The following is a 15,493-nucleotide window of genomic DNA, read 5'->3' as shown; positions in this document are numbered from 1 at the left end:
TCGCCGCCGCGATTGATCAGCTCTCCCAGGCGGCCATGCAAAGAAAGAAAGCCGTCTTCGTCGAGGCTGCCGATGTCGCCCGTGCGAAACCAGCCCCCGACGAAAGCGGCTTGATTGAGCTCCGGCGCATCGAGATAGCCGGAGAACACCGTCGGTCCACGAATCCAGATCTCGCCGCGCTCGCCCGCCGTCAGGAAGCGTCCATCCTCACCAGCGATGGCCAGAGTCCCGGGCGGAGGTTGGCCGCAGGTCCCCGGCCTATTCGGGCCGGGCGGCGGCAGATTGGCAGCGATTTGCGCGGCTTCGCTGGAGCCGTAGTGCTCTAGCACAGGCACGCCTAAAACGCGCTGCAGGCCGTCCCGTACGTCGGGCAGCAGCGGCGCGCCGCCCGATACGATAAACCGCAACGTATGCGCCACGCGCACGTCTGCGAGCGAGCTCACCTTGTCCAGCATTGCAGCATGAAGCGCGGGACCTGCCGAGTACCAGGTCGGGCTGAGACAATCGAGCCACTCATCCAGCGCGACGATGGCATTGTTTGCCGGGACAGCAATGCTGCCGCCGGTGAGCAGCGGTGTGAACACCGTTACCTTGAGCCCATGAGAATAAAATGGGGGCGAGACGCTCAAGCAGCGATCTTGATGCGTGAGGCCGAACCAGGCCTGAAGACGCGCGGACGCGGCCAGCATGTTGCTGTGGCTGAACGGAATGAGCTTTGGCTGCGCGGTCGTGCCGGAGGTCTGCAGAATGAAGGCCGGCGAGTGTGGAGCAGGTTCAGCGTCGATAGCAGCGCGGTCGGCGGCCCGGACCGGGACATCAAGTCCGAGCTGGCCGCCATATGCGGGAACGGCTTCGATGATGGCGATCCCACGCCGCTCGGCCGCTTGCCGCGCTTCTGTGTCACTGCCTTGCGGCACGAGAAGAGCGTTCAGGTGCAGCATGCCGAAACGCAGATCGACCTCTACCGGAGACAGCCGCGGATCAAGAGGAACCGCAATGCTGCAGCAAGCCACAGCCACGATGGCGAGAACCGCCTCCGGACCGAACGGCATGAGCACCCCGATCCGAGCGCTGCAATCGAACCCACCCACACGCAACTGCCCGCGGATGTCGTCCAACCGGCGCTGGAGATCGCCGTAAGTCAGCGGGGCAAACCCGGTGGAGACGATCGCAGCCCGTTGTGGGAACCGGCTGGCAGTCCGACCAATGACTTGACCCAGCGTGCATTGCGCGTCGGGCTCTGTGCCGTCGAGGACGAACGTGATTTCCTCGGACGACTTCGCGATCTCTCGGAGCAAATTCGTCACAACCGGCTCAGTCATCTTCAGGGGGTGGGCAAAGCCGCCGCAATTGCCCCTTGCAGGGATTACGGCCCTTCCTCCAAGCCGAGCAACTGGCCAAGATGGGTACTCACAATGATGCCTCAACGCGTTCCATCGGGTTTTCGTCCGGGAACGCCTAGTAGGTCTTGCGGCCCGGGAAGGTGTCGGGCTTAGGCAGCTTGAGCGCTTCGGCCGATTCGGCCCTTATCCGGCGGATTTTGGCGTTCTGCTCCGCAATCTCGGCGGCGAGATCACGCACGCGACGAATGGGGGAATGGTGGCCCATGGGGTGCTCCCTTTGCTTTTGCAGGCGGGAGTAAACTCACACGCGGCGTTGGTTCACCACAAAACCCAGGGTATTGCCGCGGGCGCCTCAGTCCGGCGGCTGCAGGCCGGGCGATCTCAGCCACTGGCTCATGTGCGAGCCGGTCTCGGCCTGGCGGGCCTTGCGGAGGGCATCGTCCCGTAGCGGGCCGGGGGGAAGCGATCTGGCTGCTTCCCGGAGGCGCTTTGCTTCCTCAACAAGGCGTTCTTCCAGGGACACGGTTTGCGAGATACGGCGGCGTCGCTGCATGACACAACCTCGTCTGACGGGTCCTAACCGTTGGGTTTGAATTTCACGAATCCAATATGCCGAAGCTGACGTTTCGGTTCCCGGAGAGGCTCGGCGCGGGAAAATACAGATCGGCTGGGGACCTTAGTTCATCTTGCGGCGCAACTGCCGCATGATCTTGCGGAGGTCGGCGGCGTATTCCTCAATGATCCGGCGCGCCTCGTCCAAGCGCGATGGCTTGGTTTCCTGTGCTTCAGTCGATCCATCAGCAGCGGTCATGGCCCCGGATGGTCTGCCGTGCAGGGGAGGCGACGTTTGCGCTGGATCAAGGGAAGCAAGTCGCAAGGCCTGGTGGACTTGCGGGAGCGGCGGACTAACCTAAGTCAACTTCTCATGGATGCACCCTGGCCATGGGAATCCCTTGATGAGCGCGCCGGGCGCGCCATTGCGCAGGCTCGGCTCCTTGTCGAGGATCGTCGGGCTTTGATGGAGGACCTGACATTCCAATACAGGCGCAGGTTTGAGGCCGCGCAAAGAGCAGTTTTGGGCGTCCGGAAGATCGAGACCAGGTTGGTGACAAACTACAACATATGGCTCGGACAAATTCCGTCGTCTAAATCGTCCCGGGTCAACCGCTTGCGTTCCCAAGAATAAGGAGGGCCGCCCATGGGCGGCCGCGCGTCATCCAAGGAATCTGTCGAACGCGACCAAGGCACCAAAGGCCGTCGCGGTGACGGCCAGGAAGGTGGCAAAATACCAGAGGCGATACATGCGGGGATAACCCGGGCGCATCGCAAAGGTTCTGGCGGCTCCTCGCCCCATCCTGATCCGCATCCGCGGGTGCCTCGCTACGAGACAGAAAATCTTGGCATCGGTTATGCAGACTAACGGGAGCCGGGATTTTGCATTCACCCTCCCGGGGCTGGACCAACGCCGCCCGTCGCTATTTCAAGCGGGCGGCGTTGTCGTGAGATGTCCTGATCTGCCTTCGCGGGTTTCTCATCGGGACAGCACCATCGCGGTCCTGTCCTCATGGGGGCACTCGCGAGACAATCCGGGCCCTGCAAATCCGGGGTACGTCGGTTAACCAATCGCTATTGGCGTGCGGCGATGCAAGTTTGTTGGGCCTGGGTTAGCGTCAGCCTTGGCTGGCCCAGCACCTTTGGCCCCAACTCAGCAAGCCCGAGTTGGGGCCGCCTTTGTCAGCAACGCCCAAGCTGCCCTCAACAGGGCTTGGGCCTTTCGCTTGAAGATCGGGCGTCTTCAGATGGCCGGGGAAAGCGGCCGAAGGTGAATTCGTCTGCCGAGCGGCGGCGGGTCCGGAAGAAGCAAAGAGGCCGCCAACTGAGGCGGCCTCCCGCAATCTTAGCGCTTCACATGTCCCGGAGCATAACCAGAGGCGCCGGGAGAACCGGTCACCGGTCCATTGGACCGCATCTGATGTCCCGGGGAATAGCCGGATGCGCCTGTCGTGCCGGTTACGGGACCATAGCTCTGAAACGAGTGGCCGGGCGAAAAGCCGGACGCACCGCCACCAAAACCTCCTCCCGGTCCGCGCGCATGCGCCGCCGATGTCACGGCGACCAGCGCAGCCGCGATTACGAGCACTTTCTTCATTTGAGCCACCCTTGGTTCTCCTTGATCCCGCCGCCCAGAGATTCGGCGGCTGTCCCAGATCGGGAAAAAGTGGAAGCCGGGGGGCGTGTTCAAAATAAGTCGCTGCGATGTCCGATCACTGAAATCGGGACACATCAAAGTTCGACCGGGGACGCTGGGCAAGCACGGACAACCCCAAATCCGGATGCTGTCCTGATTGGGACAACCCTCGATTTGAAATTAGGACATCGATTCACATTCGATATTGCCAGAACAAAAAATATCGGGAAAACTCGGCAATGCCGGGGCTGGCGAAGGCATTTCATTCCGGAAGTATTGAGCCCGGCAGAGGGGCCGCTGTCCAAAAGCAGCGGCCCTTTGCTTGGTCAGGAACGTTCGTGCGACTGCCGAGTTTTCCCAATGCCCTTCCCCAAGGGTAACCCCGAGTTGGCCCCGACTCCATCGTCCCCAATTGAGTTCTGGGGCCATTTTGACGCGAAGGGCCTCAGCTCCCGCCCATTGCCCGGAGCTGGGGCCTTTTGTGCAAATGCTGGGTACGCCTGTTGCCCAATCGCCAGTTCCACAGTTCCGATGCAGGTTGTCTTGACCTGAGCCAGCGCGCCGTTCCTAAAGGCTGGCCCAGTACCTTGGCCTCAGCTCTCGCCAGCCCCGAGTTGGGGCCGCCTTTTTGGAGGCGCGCAGAGGAGAATGAGGACACCGCCGGACGAAAGTGCGCGCGCTTTGAAGCAAGCCTGCGCCGATGGATTGAAACCATAAAGGGAGAGGCCGCCAACCGAGGCGGCTCTCCCCTATCGTCTGGAGGTCAGTGAGAAGAAACCAGCGCCGCCAAGCTGAATGCCACCACGCAGGCAGCGGCCAATGACCAAAGCGTGATTGCGATCTCTCTGGGCATTGCGATTCAATTCCGCGCCAAGTTTCCAGTTCCTGGGCTTCAGCGCATGAAATAGACGCTCAGGATCGCCATCGCGACGAGAGCGGCGCCGCCAACAATGGCAACAGCCAGACAAATGCGAGCGGGGATTGAATAGGCGTCGAAATGGGGGTGTTCGATCATGGCAGCTCCCCTTTCCCTTGGCGGGAGCGCAACCGGTCTCTCAGTCACCGGCGCCTGCAGACTTGGCTTGGCCCAGGCTTGGCCGGTGATGCCCGAACAATGAACCCATTCATGACGGGGTGCCAGCGGAATCAGGACCCGCCGAATTCGGCCTGGGACACCCGGGGTTAAAAACAGAAGTGCCCTCGGGTGCTGTCCCGCCTAGCGATCGGGCCGTGCAGATATGATCTCAACCGTCCTGGGGTTGGCGTGAAACTTCATTTTCTGGGCATCCTTGAGCTGATCTACAAAGGTGCAAAGCCCGCGCAAATGCCCCCTCCGCCCGGAGATGCCGAGTACCGCAAGTCTCAGGGCTTGCCGCCGCGCGAAGACGTCATGAAATGAAAGAGGCCGCCAACTGAGGCGGCCTTCACATATGTAAAACTTTGTTCTTGGTCGGAGAACTACGGTGTCCGTTTGCGGAACGCCAAACGGAGGCGGCCTCGGGCGGGCTCGGGAGCGGAAGCCCGTATTGAATGGCTCGGTCGGCGGCTAGCTTGCGATAAGCGGCAGCCTGCTTTTCGAATTGGGCCTTGGTCTCTGGGTTTGTTTCCTGGGCTGCCAGGCGCTCGAATGTAAGAGCGTGCTCCAGATATTCGGTCAGCAATTTCATCTCGGTCCCCCAACCGGCCAAACGCAGGTGGGGCGCGATCGTTCCTAAATTTGAAGTGACCTCAGGCCGCTCTTTTACGGGATGGTGCCGACAACTTCTCGGGCGGGATAACGGTGGCCTTCACCTTGGAACTTGTCTCGCTTGTTCGATGGCAATTCGGGCAATGGAATATATGCGCGATAGTGTCCGGGGCCACCAACGTGGACCTCGCCCACCTCATTTCGATATGACATGTAGGGCAGATCGGCTGCTCCAGCTGCTCCAAAGCTCGTTTGAGTTTGTCCACCACCTCAGCGCGCCCGCTTCTTATCTCGTTACCTCCTCAGGTAAATTAGGACACGGCCAAAATCAACTTAGGACACTCGGGGTTCAAATACGGCCAGCGCGAGGACAGCGCAAAGAACATATTGCGAACCTAGAACAAATGGGGTACATTGCTTTTATCGCCGGCCCGCCTCTCAATCGTTTGTCCCCCTAGCGAATCCTCGCCATAAGGAGCACGACCCAATGTCCGCAACCGCCCTGCGTATCGTCGAAGGATCTTCCATGGACAAGAGTAAAGCTCTGGCCGCCGCGCTCTCCCAGATCGAGCGTCAGTTCGGCAAGGGCTCGGTGATGAAGCTGGGCAAGAACGACCGCTCCATGGACATCGAGGCGGTGTCGTCGGGCTCGCTCGGGCTCGATATCGCGCTCGGCATCGGCGGCCTGCCCAAGGGGCGCATCGTCGAGATCTATGGGCCGGAATCCTCAGGTAAAACCACGCTGGCGCTGCATACGGTGGCGGAAGCCCAGAAGAAGGGCGGGATCTGCGCCTTCATCGACGCCGAGCACGCGCTCGACCCGGTCTATGCCCGTAAGCTCGGCGTCAACATCGACGAGCTCCTGATCTCGCAGCCCGACACCGGCGAGCAGGCGCTGGAGATCTGCGACACGCTGGTGCGCTCCGGCGCTGTTGATGTGCTGGTGGTCGATTCGGTCGCGGCGCTGGTGCCGAAGGCCGAGCTCGAGGGCGAGATGGGCGAATCGCTGCCGGGACTTCAAGCGCGGTTGATGAGTCAGGCGCTGCGCAAGCTGACGGCGTCGATCAACAAGTCCAACACCATGGTGATCTTCATCAACCAGATCCGCATGAAGATCGGCGTGATGTACGGTTCGCCCGAGACCACCACCGGCGGCAACGCGCTGAAATTCTACGCCTCCGTCCGCCTCGACATCCGCCGCATCGGCGCGATCAAGGAGCGCGACGAGGTGGTCGGCAACACCACGCGCGTCAAGGTGGTCAAGAACAAGCTGGCACCGCCCTTCAAGCAGGTCGAGTTCGACATCATGTACGGCGAGGGCGTCTCCAAGATGGGCGAGATCCTCGATCTCGGCGTCAAGGCCGGCATCGTCGAGAAGTCCGGCGCCTGGTTCTCCTATGACAGCCAGCGCCTCGGCCAGGGCCGCGAGAACTCGAAGGCATTCCTGAAGGCCAACCCCGACATCACCGCCAAGATCGAGACCGCGATCCGCCAGAACTCCGGCCTGATCGCCGAGCAGATTCTGGCCGGCACCCCCGAGCGCGACGCCGACGGCGAGGAGCCGGCGGACGAGTAAGACCTAACGCGAAGAGTTTTCGCGAGGAGCGGGCACTGAGGACGTTGAGTTGCCGACGTCTTCGGTGCCCGTTTCGTTTTGCGGGGATGGTGCCTCGGGCGCCGTACCGTAGGGCGGGTTAGCCGAACGGGCTGCGCGAAGCACAAACCGCCAAGCGTAACCCGCCACTGTCTATATTCGAAGAGACAGAAGAGGAGGTGGGTTACGCCTTTGCTACGAGACCTCCGTCGTCTCTTACTCCGCGGCTTCCGCGTAATCGCTCACCGGCGGACAGGAGCACACGAGGTTGCGGTCGCCGTAGACGTTGTCGACGCGGCCCACCGGGCACCAGTATTTGTCGGTGCGCGAGACGCCGTCGGGGAAGCAGCCCTCGCTGCGGGTGTAGGCGCGATTCCAGGCATCGTCGGCGATGTCATGCACCGTGTGCGGCGCGTGGCGCAGCGGCGATGCCTCGATCTTGAAGCGGCCGGCCTCAACCTCGGCGATCTCCTTCCGGATCGCGATCATGGCATCGCAGAAGCGGTCGAGCTCGGCCTTGGATTCCGACTCGGTCGGCTCGATCATCAGCGTGCCCGGCACGGGGAAGCTCATGGTCGGGGCGTGGAAGCCGTAATCGATCAGGCGTTTTGCGATGTCGTCCACGGTGACGCCGCTCGTGGTCTTGAGCGGACGGGGGTCGACGATGCACTCATGCGCGACGCGTCCCGTGGCGTTCTTGTAGAGCACCGGGAAGTGCGCATCGAGCCTTGCTGCGATGTAGTTGGCGTTGAGGATCGCGATCTCGGTGGCGCGCTTCAATCCTTCGCCGCCCATCATCAAAATGTAGATGTAGGAGATGGTGAGGATCGAGGCCGAGCCGAACGGCGCGGCCGAGACCGGGCCGACCGGCGCGTCGCCTTGCGTCGCCGGATGACCGGGCAGGAACGGCGCGAGATGCGCCTTCACGCCGATCGGGCCCATGCCGGGGCCCCCGCCGCCATGCGGGATGCAGAAGGTCTTGTGCAGGTTGAGATGGCTGACATCGGCGCCGTAATCGCCGGGCCTGCTGAGGCCGACCTGCGCGTTGAGATTGGCGCCGTCGAGATACACCTGGCCGCCATGGCCATGCACGATGTCGCAGATCTCGCGAATGTGCTCCTCGAACACGCCATGGGTCGAGGGATAGGTGATCATGACCGCGGCAAGGTCGTTCGCGTGCTTCTCCGCCTTGGCGCGGAGATCGGTGACGTCAACGTCGCCGTTCTTCTCGCAGGCCACCACCACCACGTCCATGCCGACCATCGCGGCCGAGGCCGGGTTGGTGCCGTGGGCGGAGGAGGGGATCAGGCAGATCTTGCGATGGCTCTCTCCACGCGCCGCATGGTACCCACGGATGGCAAGAAGTCCGGCATATTCGCCTTGCGCGCCGGAGTTCGGCTGCAGCGAGATCGCGTCATAGCCGGTGATGTCGCACAGCCACTTTTCCAGCCGCGCGAACAGCGCGTGATAGCCCTTGGCCTGCTCGCGCGGCGCGAAGGGATGCAAGCTGCCGAACTCAGGCCAGGTCAGCGGCATCATCTCGGTGGTCGCGTTCAGCTTCATGGTGCAGGATCCCAGCGGGATCATCGCGCGGTCGAGCGCGAGGTCGCGATCGCTGAGCTTGCGCATGTAGCGCAGCATCTCGGTCTCCGAGCGATGCGCGTGGAACACGGGATGGGTCAGGAACGGCGTGGCGCGCTTCAGCGCCTCCGGCAGCGCCTCGCGGGTGGTGGCGTCGATCTCGGCGTAAGACAGCGTGCCGCCGAAGGCACGCCACACGGCTTCGACCGTCGCTGATGTCGTGGTCTCGTCTAGCGCGATGCGCAAGTCGCTGTCACCGATTCCGAGATTGATCTTTTCGGCAGCGGCGCGCGCGACGATCTCGGCGCGCTTGGCGCCGGCATCGACGCTGACCGTGTCGAAGAAGGTCTCGCTATCAGGCGCAAAGCCGAGCTTGCGCAGGCCGGCCGCGAGCACGGCCGTGCGGCGATGCACATTGCGCGCAATCTGCGTGAGGCCCTCGGGGCCATGATAGACCGCGTACATCGCGGCGATCACGGCGAGCAGCACCTGCGCGGTGCAGATGTTGGACGTCGCCTTCTCGCGGCGGATGTGCTGCTCGCGGGTCTGCAGCGCGAGCCGATAGGCCGGCATTCCGCGCGAATCCACGGACAAGCCGACGATGCGGCCAGGCAGCGAGCGCTTCAGCGCATCGCGCACCGCCATATAGGCCGCGTGCGGGCCGCCATAACCCATCGGCACACCAAAGCGCTGCGCCGAGCCGATCGCGATGTCGGCACCGAGCTCGCCGGGCGAGGCGAGCAGGGTGAGCGCCAGCAGGTCGGCGGCCACGATGGCGAGCGCACCCTTGGCCTTCAGGGCCGCGATCGCGGGGCGGAGATCGCGCAACGCGCCGGAAGACCCCGGATATTGCAGCAGCGCGCCGAGCACGTCGCTCTTGTCGAGGTCGGTGAGGGGATCGCCCACGACCAGAGTCCAGCCCAGCGGCTCGGCGCGGGNGGGTGCGCATCACCGCCAGCGTCTGCGGATGCACGTCCTTGTCGACGAAGAAGGCCTTGGCCTTGACCTGCGAGTGGCGCTCGGCGAGCGCCATGGCTTCGGCAGCGGCGGTTGCCTCGTCCAGCAGCGAGGCGTTGGCGACGTCGAGCCCGGTGAGGTCGCAGATCATGGTCTGGAAGTTGAACAGCGCCTCCAGCCGGCCCTGGCTGATCTCGGGCTGGTAGGGCGTATACGCCGTGTACCAGGCCGGGTTTTCCAGGATGTTGCGCTGGATCACCGCGGGCAGGATGGTGCCGGAATAGCCTTGGCCGATCAGCGAGGTGAAGACCTGGTTCTGGGCTGCAAGCCCGGCCATATGCGCGATCGCCTCGGTCTCGCTCAAGGGCTTGCCGAGATCGAGCGGGGATGCTTGCCGGATCGAGGCCGGCAGCGTCTCCGTCATCAGCGCGTCAACGCTCTTGGCGCCGACGGCCTCCAGCATTGCGGTGACATCGCGCACTGAGGGGCCGATGTGGCGGCGAACGAAACTGGCGGCGCTCTCGCCGCTGGATTTACGGTGCGCGGTCATCCCTTGCTCCATCGTCTCTAAGCCGTATGTGCCTTGTAGGCGGCTTCATCCATGAGGCCGCCGAGCTCGCTCTTGTCGGCAATCTTGATCTTGAAGAACCAAGCCGCTCCTTGCGCGTCCGAATTGACCAGCGCAGGTTCAGCGGCCAGCGCCTCGTTGGTCTCGAGCACGTCGCCGGAGATCGGTGCGTAGACGTCCGAGGCGGCTTTCACCGATTCCACGACGGCGGCGGCTTCGGCCTTCTTCAGGGTGCGGCCGACCTTGGGCAATTCGACGAACACGACGTCGCCGAGCTGCTGCTGCGCGTAGTCGGTGATGCCGACCGTGGCGGTGTCGCCGTCGATGGCGAGCCATTCATGATCGGAAGTGTACAGCGTCGTGGTCATTGTCTCGTCCTCAGCGTTTGTAGGTGTTTTTCACGAAGGGCATGGCGGCGACTGCGAGCGGCAGTCGCTGGCCGCGCACCTCGGCGAAGAGTTTTGTGCCGAGCGCGCTCAGGCTCACCGGCACGTAGCCCATCGCCACCGGTGCGCTCAGGGTCGGGCCGAAACCGCCCGAGGTGACCTTTCCGATCGGCTCGCCGCCCGCGCTGTCGGCAAACAGCAGCGCGCCCTCGCGCACCGGCGCGCGGCCCTCGGCGCGCAGGCCGACGCGGCGGCGGGATGCGCCGTTGTCGAAATGCGCGAGGATCTTTTCGGCGCCGGGGAAGCCGCCGGCGCGGGCACCGCCGCTGCGGCGGCTCTTCTGCACCGACCATTCCAGCCCGGCCTCGACCGGTGTGGTCGTGGTGTCGATGTCGTGGCCATAGAGGCAGAGCCCGGCTTCCAGCCGCAGGCTGTCGCGGGCCCCGAGGCCGATCGGCAGCACGTCTGGATTGTCCAGCAGCATCCTGGTGAGACGTTCGGCATCGCTAGCTGGAACCGAGATCTCGAAACCGTCCTCGCCGGTGTAGCCGGAGCGCGAGACGAAGCAATTGATGCCGGCGACCTCATGCGGGCCGGCGTCCATGAATGTCATGGCCGGGGCCGCTGCACAGAATTTCGCCAGCACCGCTTCGGCCTTCGGGCCCTGCAGCGCGATCAGCGCGCGGTCGGCAAGGGCATCGATGATGCAGTCGTCCGAGAGATTCGCGCGCAGATGCGCCTCGTCGGCGTCCTTGCAGGCGGCGTTGACGACCAGAAACAGGTGATCGCCGAAATTGGCGACCATCAGATCGTCGAGGATGCCCCCGTCCGCATTGGTGAACTGGGCATAACGCTGTCGGCCGGGGGCGATGGCCACGATATCCTGCGGCACCAGCCGCTCCAGCGCGTGGGCGGCGTCCTCGACCTTGCCGGATTTCGGCCTGAGTGCGATCTGGCCCATGTGGGAGACGTCGAACAGGCCGGCTTGGGTGCGGGTATGAAGGTGCTCTTTCAGCACGCCCGCGGGGTACTGCACGGGCATGTCATAGCCCGCGAACGGCACCATCTTGCCGCCCAGGGAGACATGGAGGCTGTGGAGGGGCGTACGTCTAGGGGGATCTTGGTTGTGCGCTAGCATCTGGGGGCCCTCGGCGGTTCCCCGGGGACGATTCCCCGAGACAAACCAGTCGAAGCCCCATCTGTCGCTGTGCCTGAGAGTATTATCCCGTCGGCGGACGCAGTCCGGGTCTTAAGCCCGTCGGCGCCTCTTTCCAGATGCTGTCAAAGCCACGCGGTCCTTTTGCCTGAGAGTTTCCGGGGCGGTTGCTCCTTCGGCGCCGGCTGCCTAAAGCCGGTCTCTCCCGACGTGGCCGTACGATACAGATGGGTACAGACCACAGGGTAGCCAAGCCTGTCAACGCGACTTCAGCGGCTTTCAACCGGATTGAGCGCCTGCGGCAACCCACTGATCTGGTTGCACAGTTTCTGGACAGCGAAGCTGGCCTTGTCTAAAAGCGCTTTGGCCCGCAGATATCAGCCCAAATCGACAGGTTGGGATGGCAAATTAGCGGGTCCAAGCACACCCGATTGGATGAACATGAGCGGCGTCAACGAGATCAGGTCGACCTTTCTGAACTTCTTTGCCGAGAACGGCCACGAGATCGTGCCGTCCTCGCCATTGGTGCCGCGCAACGACCCGACGTTGATGTTCACCAATGCCGGCATGGTGCAGTTCAAGAACGTCTTCACCGGCGTCGAGAAGCGGCCGTATCAGCGCGCCACCACGTCGCAGAAATGCGTTCGCGCCGGCGGCAAGCACAACGACCTCGACAATGTCGGCTACACCGCGCGCCATCTCACCTTCTTCGAGATGCTCGGCAATTTCTCGTTCGGCGATTACTTCAAGGAGCGCGCGATCGAGCTCGCCTGGAAGCTGATCACCAGGGAGTACGGGCTGAAGAAGGACAAGCTGCTCGTCACGGTCTATCACACCGACGACGAGGCGGCGGGCCTCTGGAAGAAGATTGCCGGCTTCTCCGACGACCGCATCATCCGCATCCCGACCTCGGACAATTTCTGGGCGATGGGCGACACCGGGCCGTGCGGCCCATGCTCGGAGATCTTCATCGACCGCGGTGAGCACATCTGGGGCGGGCCTCCGGGCTCGCCGGAAGAGGACGGCGACCGCTTCCTCGAATTCTGGAATCTCGTGTTCATGCAATACGAGCAGGTGACGAAGGAGGAGCGCGTGGATCTGCCGCGTCCCTCGATCGACACCGGCATGGGCCTCGAGCGCATGGCCTGCGTCCTCCAGGGCGTCGACAGCGTGTTCGAGACCGATCTGTTTCGTCATCTGATCGACGCGACGTCGTCCGCGCTCGGCAGCGGGCCGAACGAGCAGAATGTCGCCTCCTTCCGCGTCATCGCCGACCATTTGCGCTCCTCCGCCTTCCTGGTCGCGGACGGTGTGCTGCCCTCGAACGAGGGCCGCGGCTATGTGCTGCGGCGGATCATGCGCCGCGCGATGCGCCATGCGCAGCTTCTCGGCGCGAAGGAGCCGCTGATGCATCGGCTGGTCTGGGCGCTGGTCCGCGAGATGGGCCAGGCCTATCCCGACCTGATGCGCGCGGAGAATCTGATCGAGGAAACGCTGCGGCTGGAAGAGACCCGCTTCCGCAAGACGCTTGCGCGCGGCTTGGCCATCCTGGACGAGAAGAGCACCGGCCTGAAGAAGGGCGACATGTTCGACGGCGACGTCGCCTTCACTCTGTACGACACCTACGGCTTTCCGCTCGACCTGACGCAGGACGCGCTGAAGTCGCGCGGCATCGGCGTCGACCAGGCTGCGTTCACCGACGCGATGGAGCGCCAGAAGGCCAAGGCGCGCGAGTCCTGGAAGGGCTCCGGTGAAGCTGCCTCCGAAGCGATCTGGTTCCCGCTGCGCGAGAAGCTCGGGGCGACCGAGTTCTTGGGCTATGAGACCGAGAGCGCCGAGGGCGTCGTTTCCGCACTGGTGAAAGACGGCCAGGAAGTCGCCAGCCTCAAGGCCGGCGAGACCGGTGCGCTGGTGCTGAACCAGACGCCGTTCTATGCGGAGTCGGGCGGCCAGGTCGGCGACACCGGCGTGCTGACGGGCGAGGGCGGCATCAGGTTCCGCGTCACCGACACGCAGAAGAAGCTCGGCGATTTCTTCGTCCATGTCGGCACCGTCGAGAGCGGCGAGCTCAAGCTCGGCACCGCGCTGCAGCTCGAGGTCGATCATTCCAGGCGATCCTCGATCCGCGCGCATCACTCGGCGACGCATCTCATTCACGAGGCGCTGCGCCAGGTGCTCGGCGACCACATCGCCCAGCGCGGCTCGATGGTCGCGCCGGACCGCCTGCGCTTCGATTTCGTGCACCCGAAGCCGATCACGGCGGAGGAGCTCGCCCGCGTCGAGGACATCGCCAACGACGTGGTGCTGGAGAACGACGAGGTGACTACCCGCGTCATGGGCGTCGACGAGGCCCGCGAAGCGGGTGCGCGCGCCCTGTTCGGCGAAAAATATGGCGACGAGGTCCGCGTCGTCTCGATGGGCAGGACCGCGCGCGAGCGCGGCGCCAACGCGCTCGGCTGGTCGGTCGAGCTCTGCGGCGGCACCCATGTGAAGCGCACCGGCGACATCGGTCTGATCACGCTGACCAGCGAGAGCGCGGTCGCCTCGGGCGTGCGGCGCATCGAGGCGCTGACCGGCAATTACGCCCGCAGGCACGCCAACGAGACCATGGCGCTGGCGAAGACCGCGGCGAACGAGCTGCGCACCTCGCTCGACGACGTGCCGGCGCGCATCGCCGCGCTGATGGAGGAGCGCAAGAAGCTCGAGCGCGAGCTGTCCGACGCCCGCAAGAAGCTGGCGATGGGCGGGGGCGCGTCCGCGGGCAGCAATGGTGCGGCCGCGGGCGTGCGCGAGGTCGGCGACGTCAAGCTGATGGCGCGCGCGGTCGAGGGCATCGAGATGAAGGATCTCAAGAGCCTCGCCGACGACGGCAAGAAGCAGATCGGCTCGGGCGTCGTCGCCATCGTCGGCGTCACCGAGGACGGCAAGGCCGGCGTCGTGGTCGGCGTCACCGCCGACCTCACCGCGCGCTTCAACGCCGTGAATTTGGTGCGCGTCGCTTCCGAAGCGCTCGGCGGCAAGGGCGGCGGCGGCCGGCCCGACATGGCCCAGGCCGGCGGCCCCGACGGCGCCAAGGCGCCGGAAGCGCTCGCGGCGATCGAAAAAGCGCTGGCAGGCGCTTAAAGGCCCATGCGCCTCGTTCCGCGAGGACGTGGCCTCAGCGATCCCGACTTGCGGGATCGTCTCTACGAATTGCTGGAGCACGATCCCCTGGCCTATTCAGTCGGATCGCGCTTCATCCAGCTGATCATCGGCGTCATCGTGCTCAACGTGGCCGCGATGATCCTCGCCTCGGTGCCGGAGCTCGACGCGCGGTTCGACACGCTGTTCAGCGCGATCGCCATCCTCGCGGTCATCGTGTTCGCGCTCGAATATCTGGCGCGGCTGTGGACGGTGGCGGGTCATACGCCGCGCAATGGCTCGGCGCTGTCCGACCGGCTCTCTTATGCCTTTTCCGCGCTCGGCATCATCGATCTCATGGCGTTTCTGCCGGCTGCGGTGGTGCTCGCCACGGGCCGGCACGCGACGCTGGCCGGGCTCGGCGTGCTGCCGTTCTTCAAGCTGATCCGCTATTCGCCGGCGATGCGTTCGCTGCTCGCCGCCGTCCATGCCGAGCGGCGCGCGCTGATCGGCTGCATCGTCATCCTGATCGGCGCGGTCCTGACCTTCGCCTCGCTGCTCTATGCCGTCGAGCGCGACGTGCAGCCGGACAAGCTCGGCACCATCCCGCAGGCGATGTGGTGGGCGATCGTGACGCTCGGCACGGTTGGCTATGGCGACGTCGTGCCGGTGACGCCCCTCGGCAAATTCATCTCGACCTTCGCGATCATCTCAGGCTTCGCCATGATCGCGCTGCCGGTCGCGATCATCTCCTCGGCCTTCGCCGAAGAGGTGAAGCGGCGCGACTTCGTCGTCACCTGGGGCATGCTGGCGCGTGTGCCGCTGTTCTCGCATCTGTCGGCGTCCGAGATCGCCGACATCATGCGCCTGCTCCGCGCGCGCACCATCGAGCAGGGCGAGATCCTGGTGCGGC

At 64.3% G+C, this 15,493-nt stretch carries 10 protein-coding genes, 2 pseudogenes and 1 riboswitch; of the genes and pseudogenes, 3 read left to right on the top strand and 9 right to left on the bottom strand.

Annotation, left to right across the window (positions count from 1 at the left end; genetic code table 11):
• The 5 genes from A5906_RS39325 to A5906_RS39310 form a co-directional block, all read right to left on the bottom strand.
• A partial coding sequence (locus tag A5906_RS39325; RefSeq protein ID WP_245327062.1) for an AMP-binding protein occupies positions 1–1,307 on the bottom strand: 1,307 nt, incomplete at its 3' end.
• A gap of 151 nt (positions 1,308–1,458) precedes the next feature.
• A complete protein-coding gene (locus A5906_RS43470) occupies positions 1,459–1,608 on the bottom strand; it encodes a hypothetical protein (protein ID WP_167523485.1) in 150 nt (49 codons plus the stop codon).
• 411 nt (positions 1,609–2,019) lie between these two features.
• Complete coding sequence (locus A5906_RS46065; RefSeq protein WP_283807758.1) at positions 2,020–2,154, bottom strand: hypothetical protein; 135 nt, start codon at positions 2,152–2,154, stop codon at positions 2,020–2,022.
• Positions 2,155–4,423: 2,269 nt separating this feature from the next.
• Complete coding sequence (locus A5906_RS46060) at positions 4,424–4,546, bottom strand: hypothetical protein (RefSeq protein ID WP_283807757.1); 123 nt, start codon at positions 4,544–4,546, stop codon at positions 4,424–4,426.
• A 409-nt stretch (positions 4,547–4,955) separates the two neighbouring features.
• Positions 4,956–5,198 (bottom strand): hypothetical protein, encoded by a 243-nt coding sequence (locus A5906_RS39310; RefSeq protein WP_080140422.1) that lies wholly within the window; start codon positions 5,196–5,198, stop codon positions 4,956–4,958.
• A gap of 507 nt (positions 5,199–5,705) precedes the next feature.
• Here A5906_RS39310 and recA point away from each other — a divergent pair.
• Complete coding sequence (gene recA, locus A5906_RS39300; RefSeq protein ID WP_080140420.1) at positions 5,706–6,794, top strand: recombinase RecA; 1,089 nt, start codon at positions 5,706–5,708, stop codon at positions 6,792–6,794.
• A gap of 234 nt (positions 6,795–7,028) precedes the next feature.
• On the opposite strand, the pseudogene gcvP reads toward recA, so the two are convergent.
• The 4 genes and pseudogenes from gcvP to gcvT form a co-directional block, all read right to left on the bottom strand.
• A pseudogene (gene gcvP, locus A5906_RS39295) lies at positions 7,029–9,331 on the bottom strand (aminomethyl-transferring glycine dehydrogenase); the annotation flags it as partial.
• Between the two features lies 1 nt (position 9,332).
• A pseudogene (locus A5906_RS45810) lies at positions 9,333–9,900 on the bottom strand (glycine dehydrogenase (aminomethyl-transferring)); the annotation flags it as partial.
• Positions 9,901–9,917: 17 nt separating this feature from the next.
• Positions 9,918–10,286: a glycine cleavage system protein GcvH gene (gcvH, locus tag A5906_RS39290; protein ID WP_080140419.1), complete on the bottom strand. Its 369-nt coding sequence runs from the start codon at positions 10,284–10,286 to the stop codon at positions 9,918–9,920.
• Positions 10,287–10,296: 10 nt separating this feature from the next.
• Positions 10,297–11,442: a glycine cleavage system aminomethyltransferase GcvT gene (gene gcvT / locus A5906_RS39285; protein ID WP_080140418.1), complete on the bottom strand. Its 1,146-nt coding sequence runs from the start codon at positions 11,440–11,442 to the stop codon at positions 10,297–10,299.
• Between the two features lie 145 nt (positions 11,443–11,587).
• Positions 11,588–11,678, bottom strand: a riboswitch (glycine riboswitch).
• 223 nt (positions 11,679–11,901) lie between these two features.
• Between gcvT and alaS the strand changes: the two genes are divergently transcribed.
• On the top strand, positions 11,902–14,583 hold the full coding sequence (alaS, locus tag A5906_RS39280; protein ID WP_080140433.1) for an alanine--tRNA ligase: 2,682 nt from the start codon (positions 11,902–11,904) through the stop codon (positions 14,581–14,583).
• Positions 14,584–14,589: 6 nt separating this feature from the next.
• The coding region (locus A5906_RS39275; RefSeq protein ID WP_245327138.1) for an ion transporter at positions 14,590–15,493 on the top strand (904 nt) is incomplete at its 3' end.

The sequence above is a fragment of the Bradyrhizobium sacchari genome, from assembly GCF_002068095.1.
Taxonomy (GTDB): domain Bacteria; phylum Pseudomonadota; class Alphaproteobacteria; order Rhizobiales; family Xanthobacteraceae; genus Bradyrhizobium; species Bradyrhizobium sacchari.
Note: the sequence above shows the minus strand (reverse complement) of the source record. Positions and strands in the feature narration are given on the sequence as shown.

Bases quoted from the DNA above. Each gene is read 5' to 3' on its own strand.
- gcvT (WP_080140418.1), bottom strand. From the start codon at position 11,442: ATGCTAGCGCACAACCAAGATCCCCCTAGACGTACGCCCCTCCACAGC.
- A5906_RS43470 (WP_167523485.1), bottom strand. From the start codon at position 1,608: ATGGGCCACCATTCCCCCATTCGTCGCGTGCGTGATCTCGCCGCCGAG.
- A5906_RS39310 (WP_080140422.1), bottom strand. From the start codon at position 5,198: ATGAAATTGCTGACCGAATATCTGGAGCACGCTCTTACATTCGAGCGC.
- gcvH (WP_080140419.1), bottom strand. From the start codon at position 10,286: ATGACCACGACGCTGTACACTTCCGATCATGAATGGCTCGCCATCGAC.
- A5906_RS46060 (WP_283807757.1), bottom strand. From the start codon at position 4,546: ATGATCGAACACCCCCATTTCGACGCCTATTCAATCCCCGCTCGCATT.
- recA (WP_080140420.1), top strand. From the start codon at position 5,706: ATGTCCGCAACCGCCCTGCGTATCGTCGAAGGATCTTCCATGGACAAG.
- alaS (WP_080140433.1), top strand. From the start codon at position 11,902: ATGAGCGGCGTCAACGAGATCAGGTCGACCTTTCTGAACTTCTTTGCC.
- A5906_RS46065 (WP_283807758.1), bottom strand. From the start codon at position 2,154: ATGACCGCTGCTGATGGATCGACTGAAGCACAGGAAACCAAGCCATCG.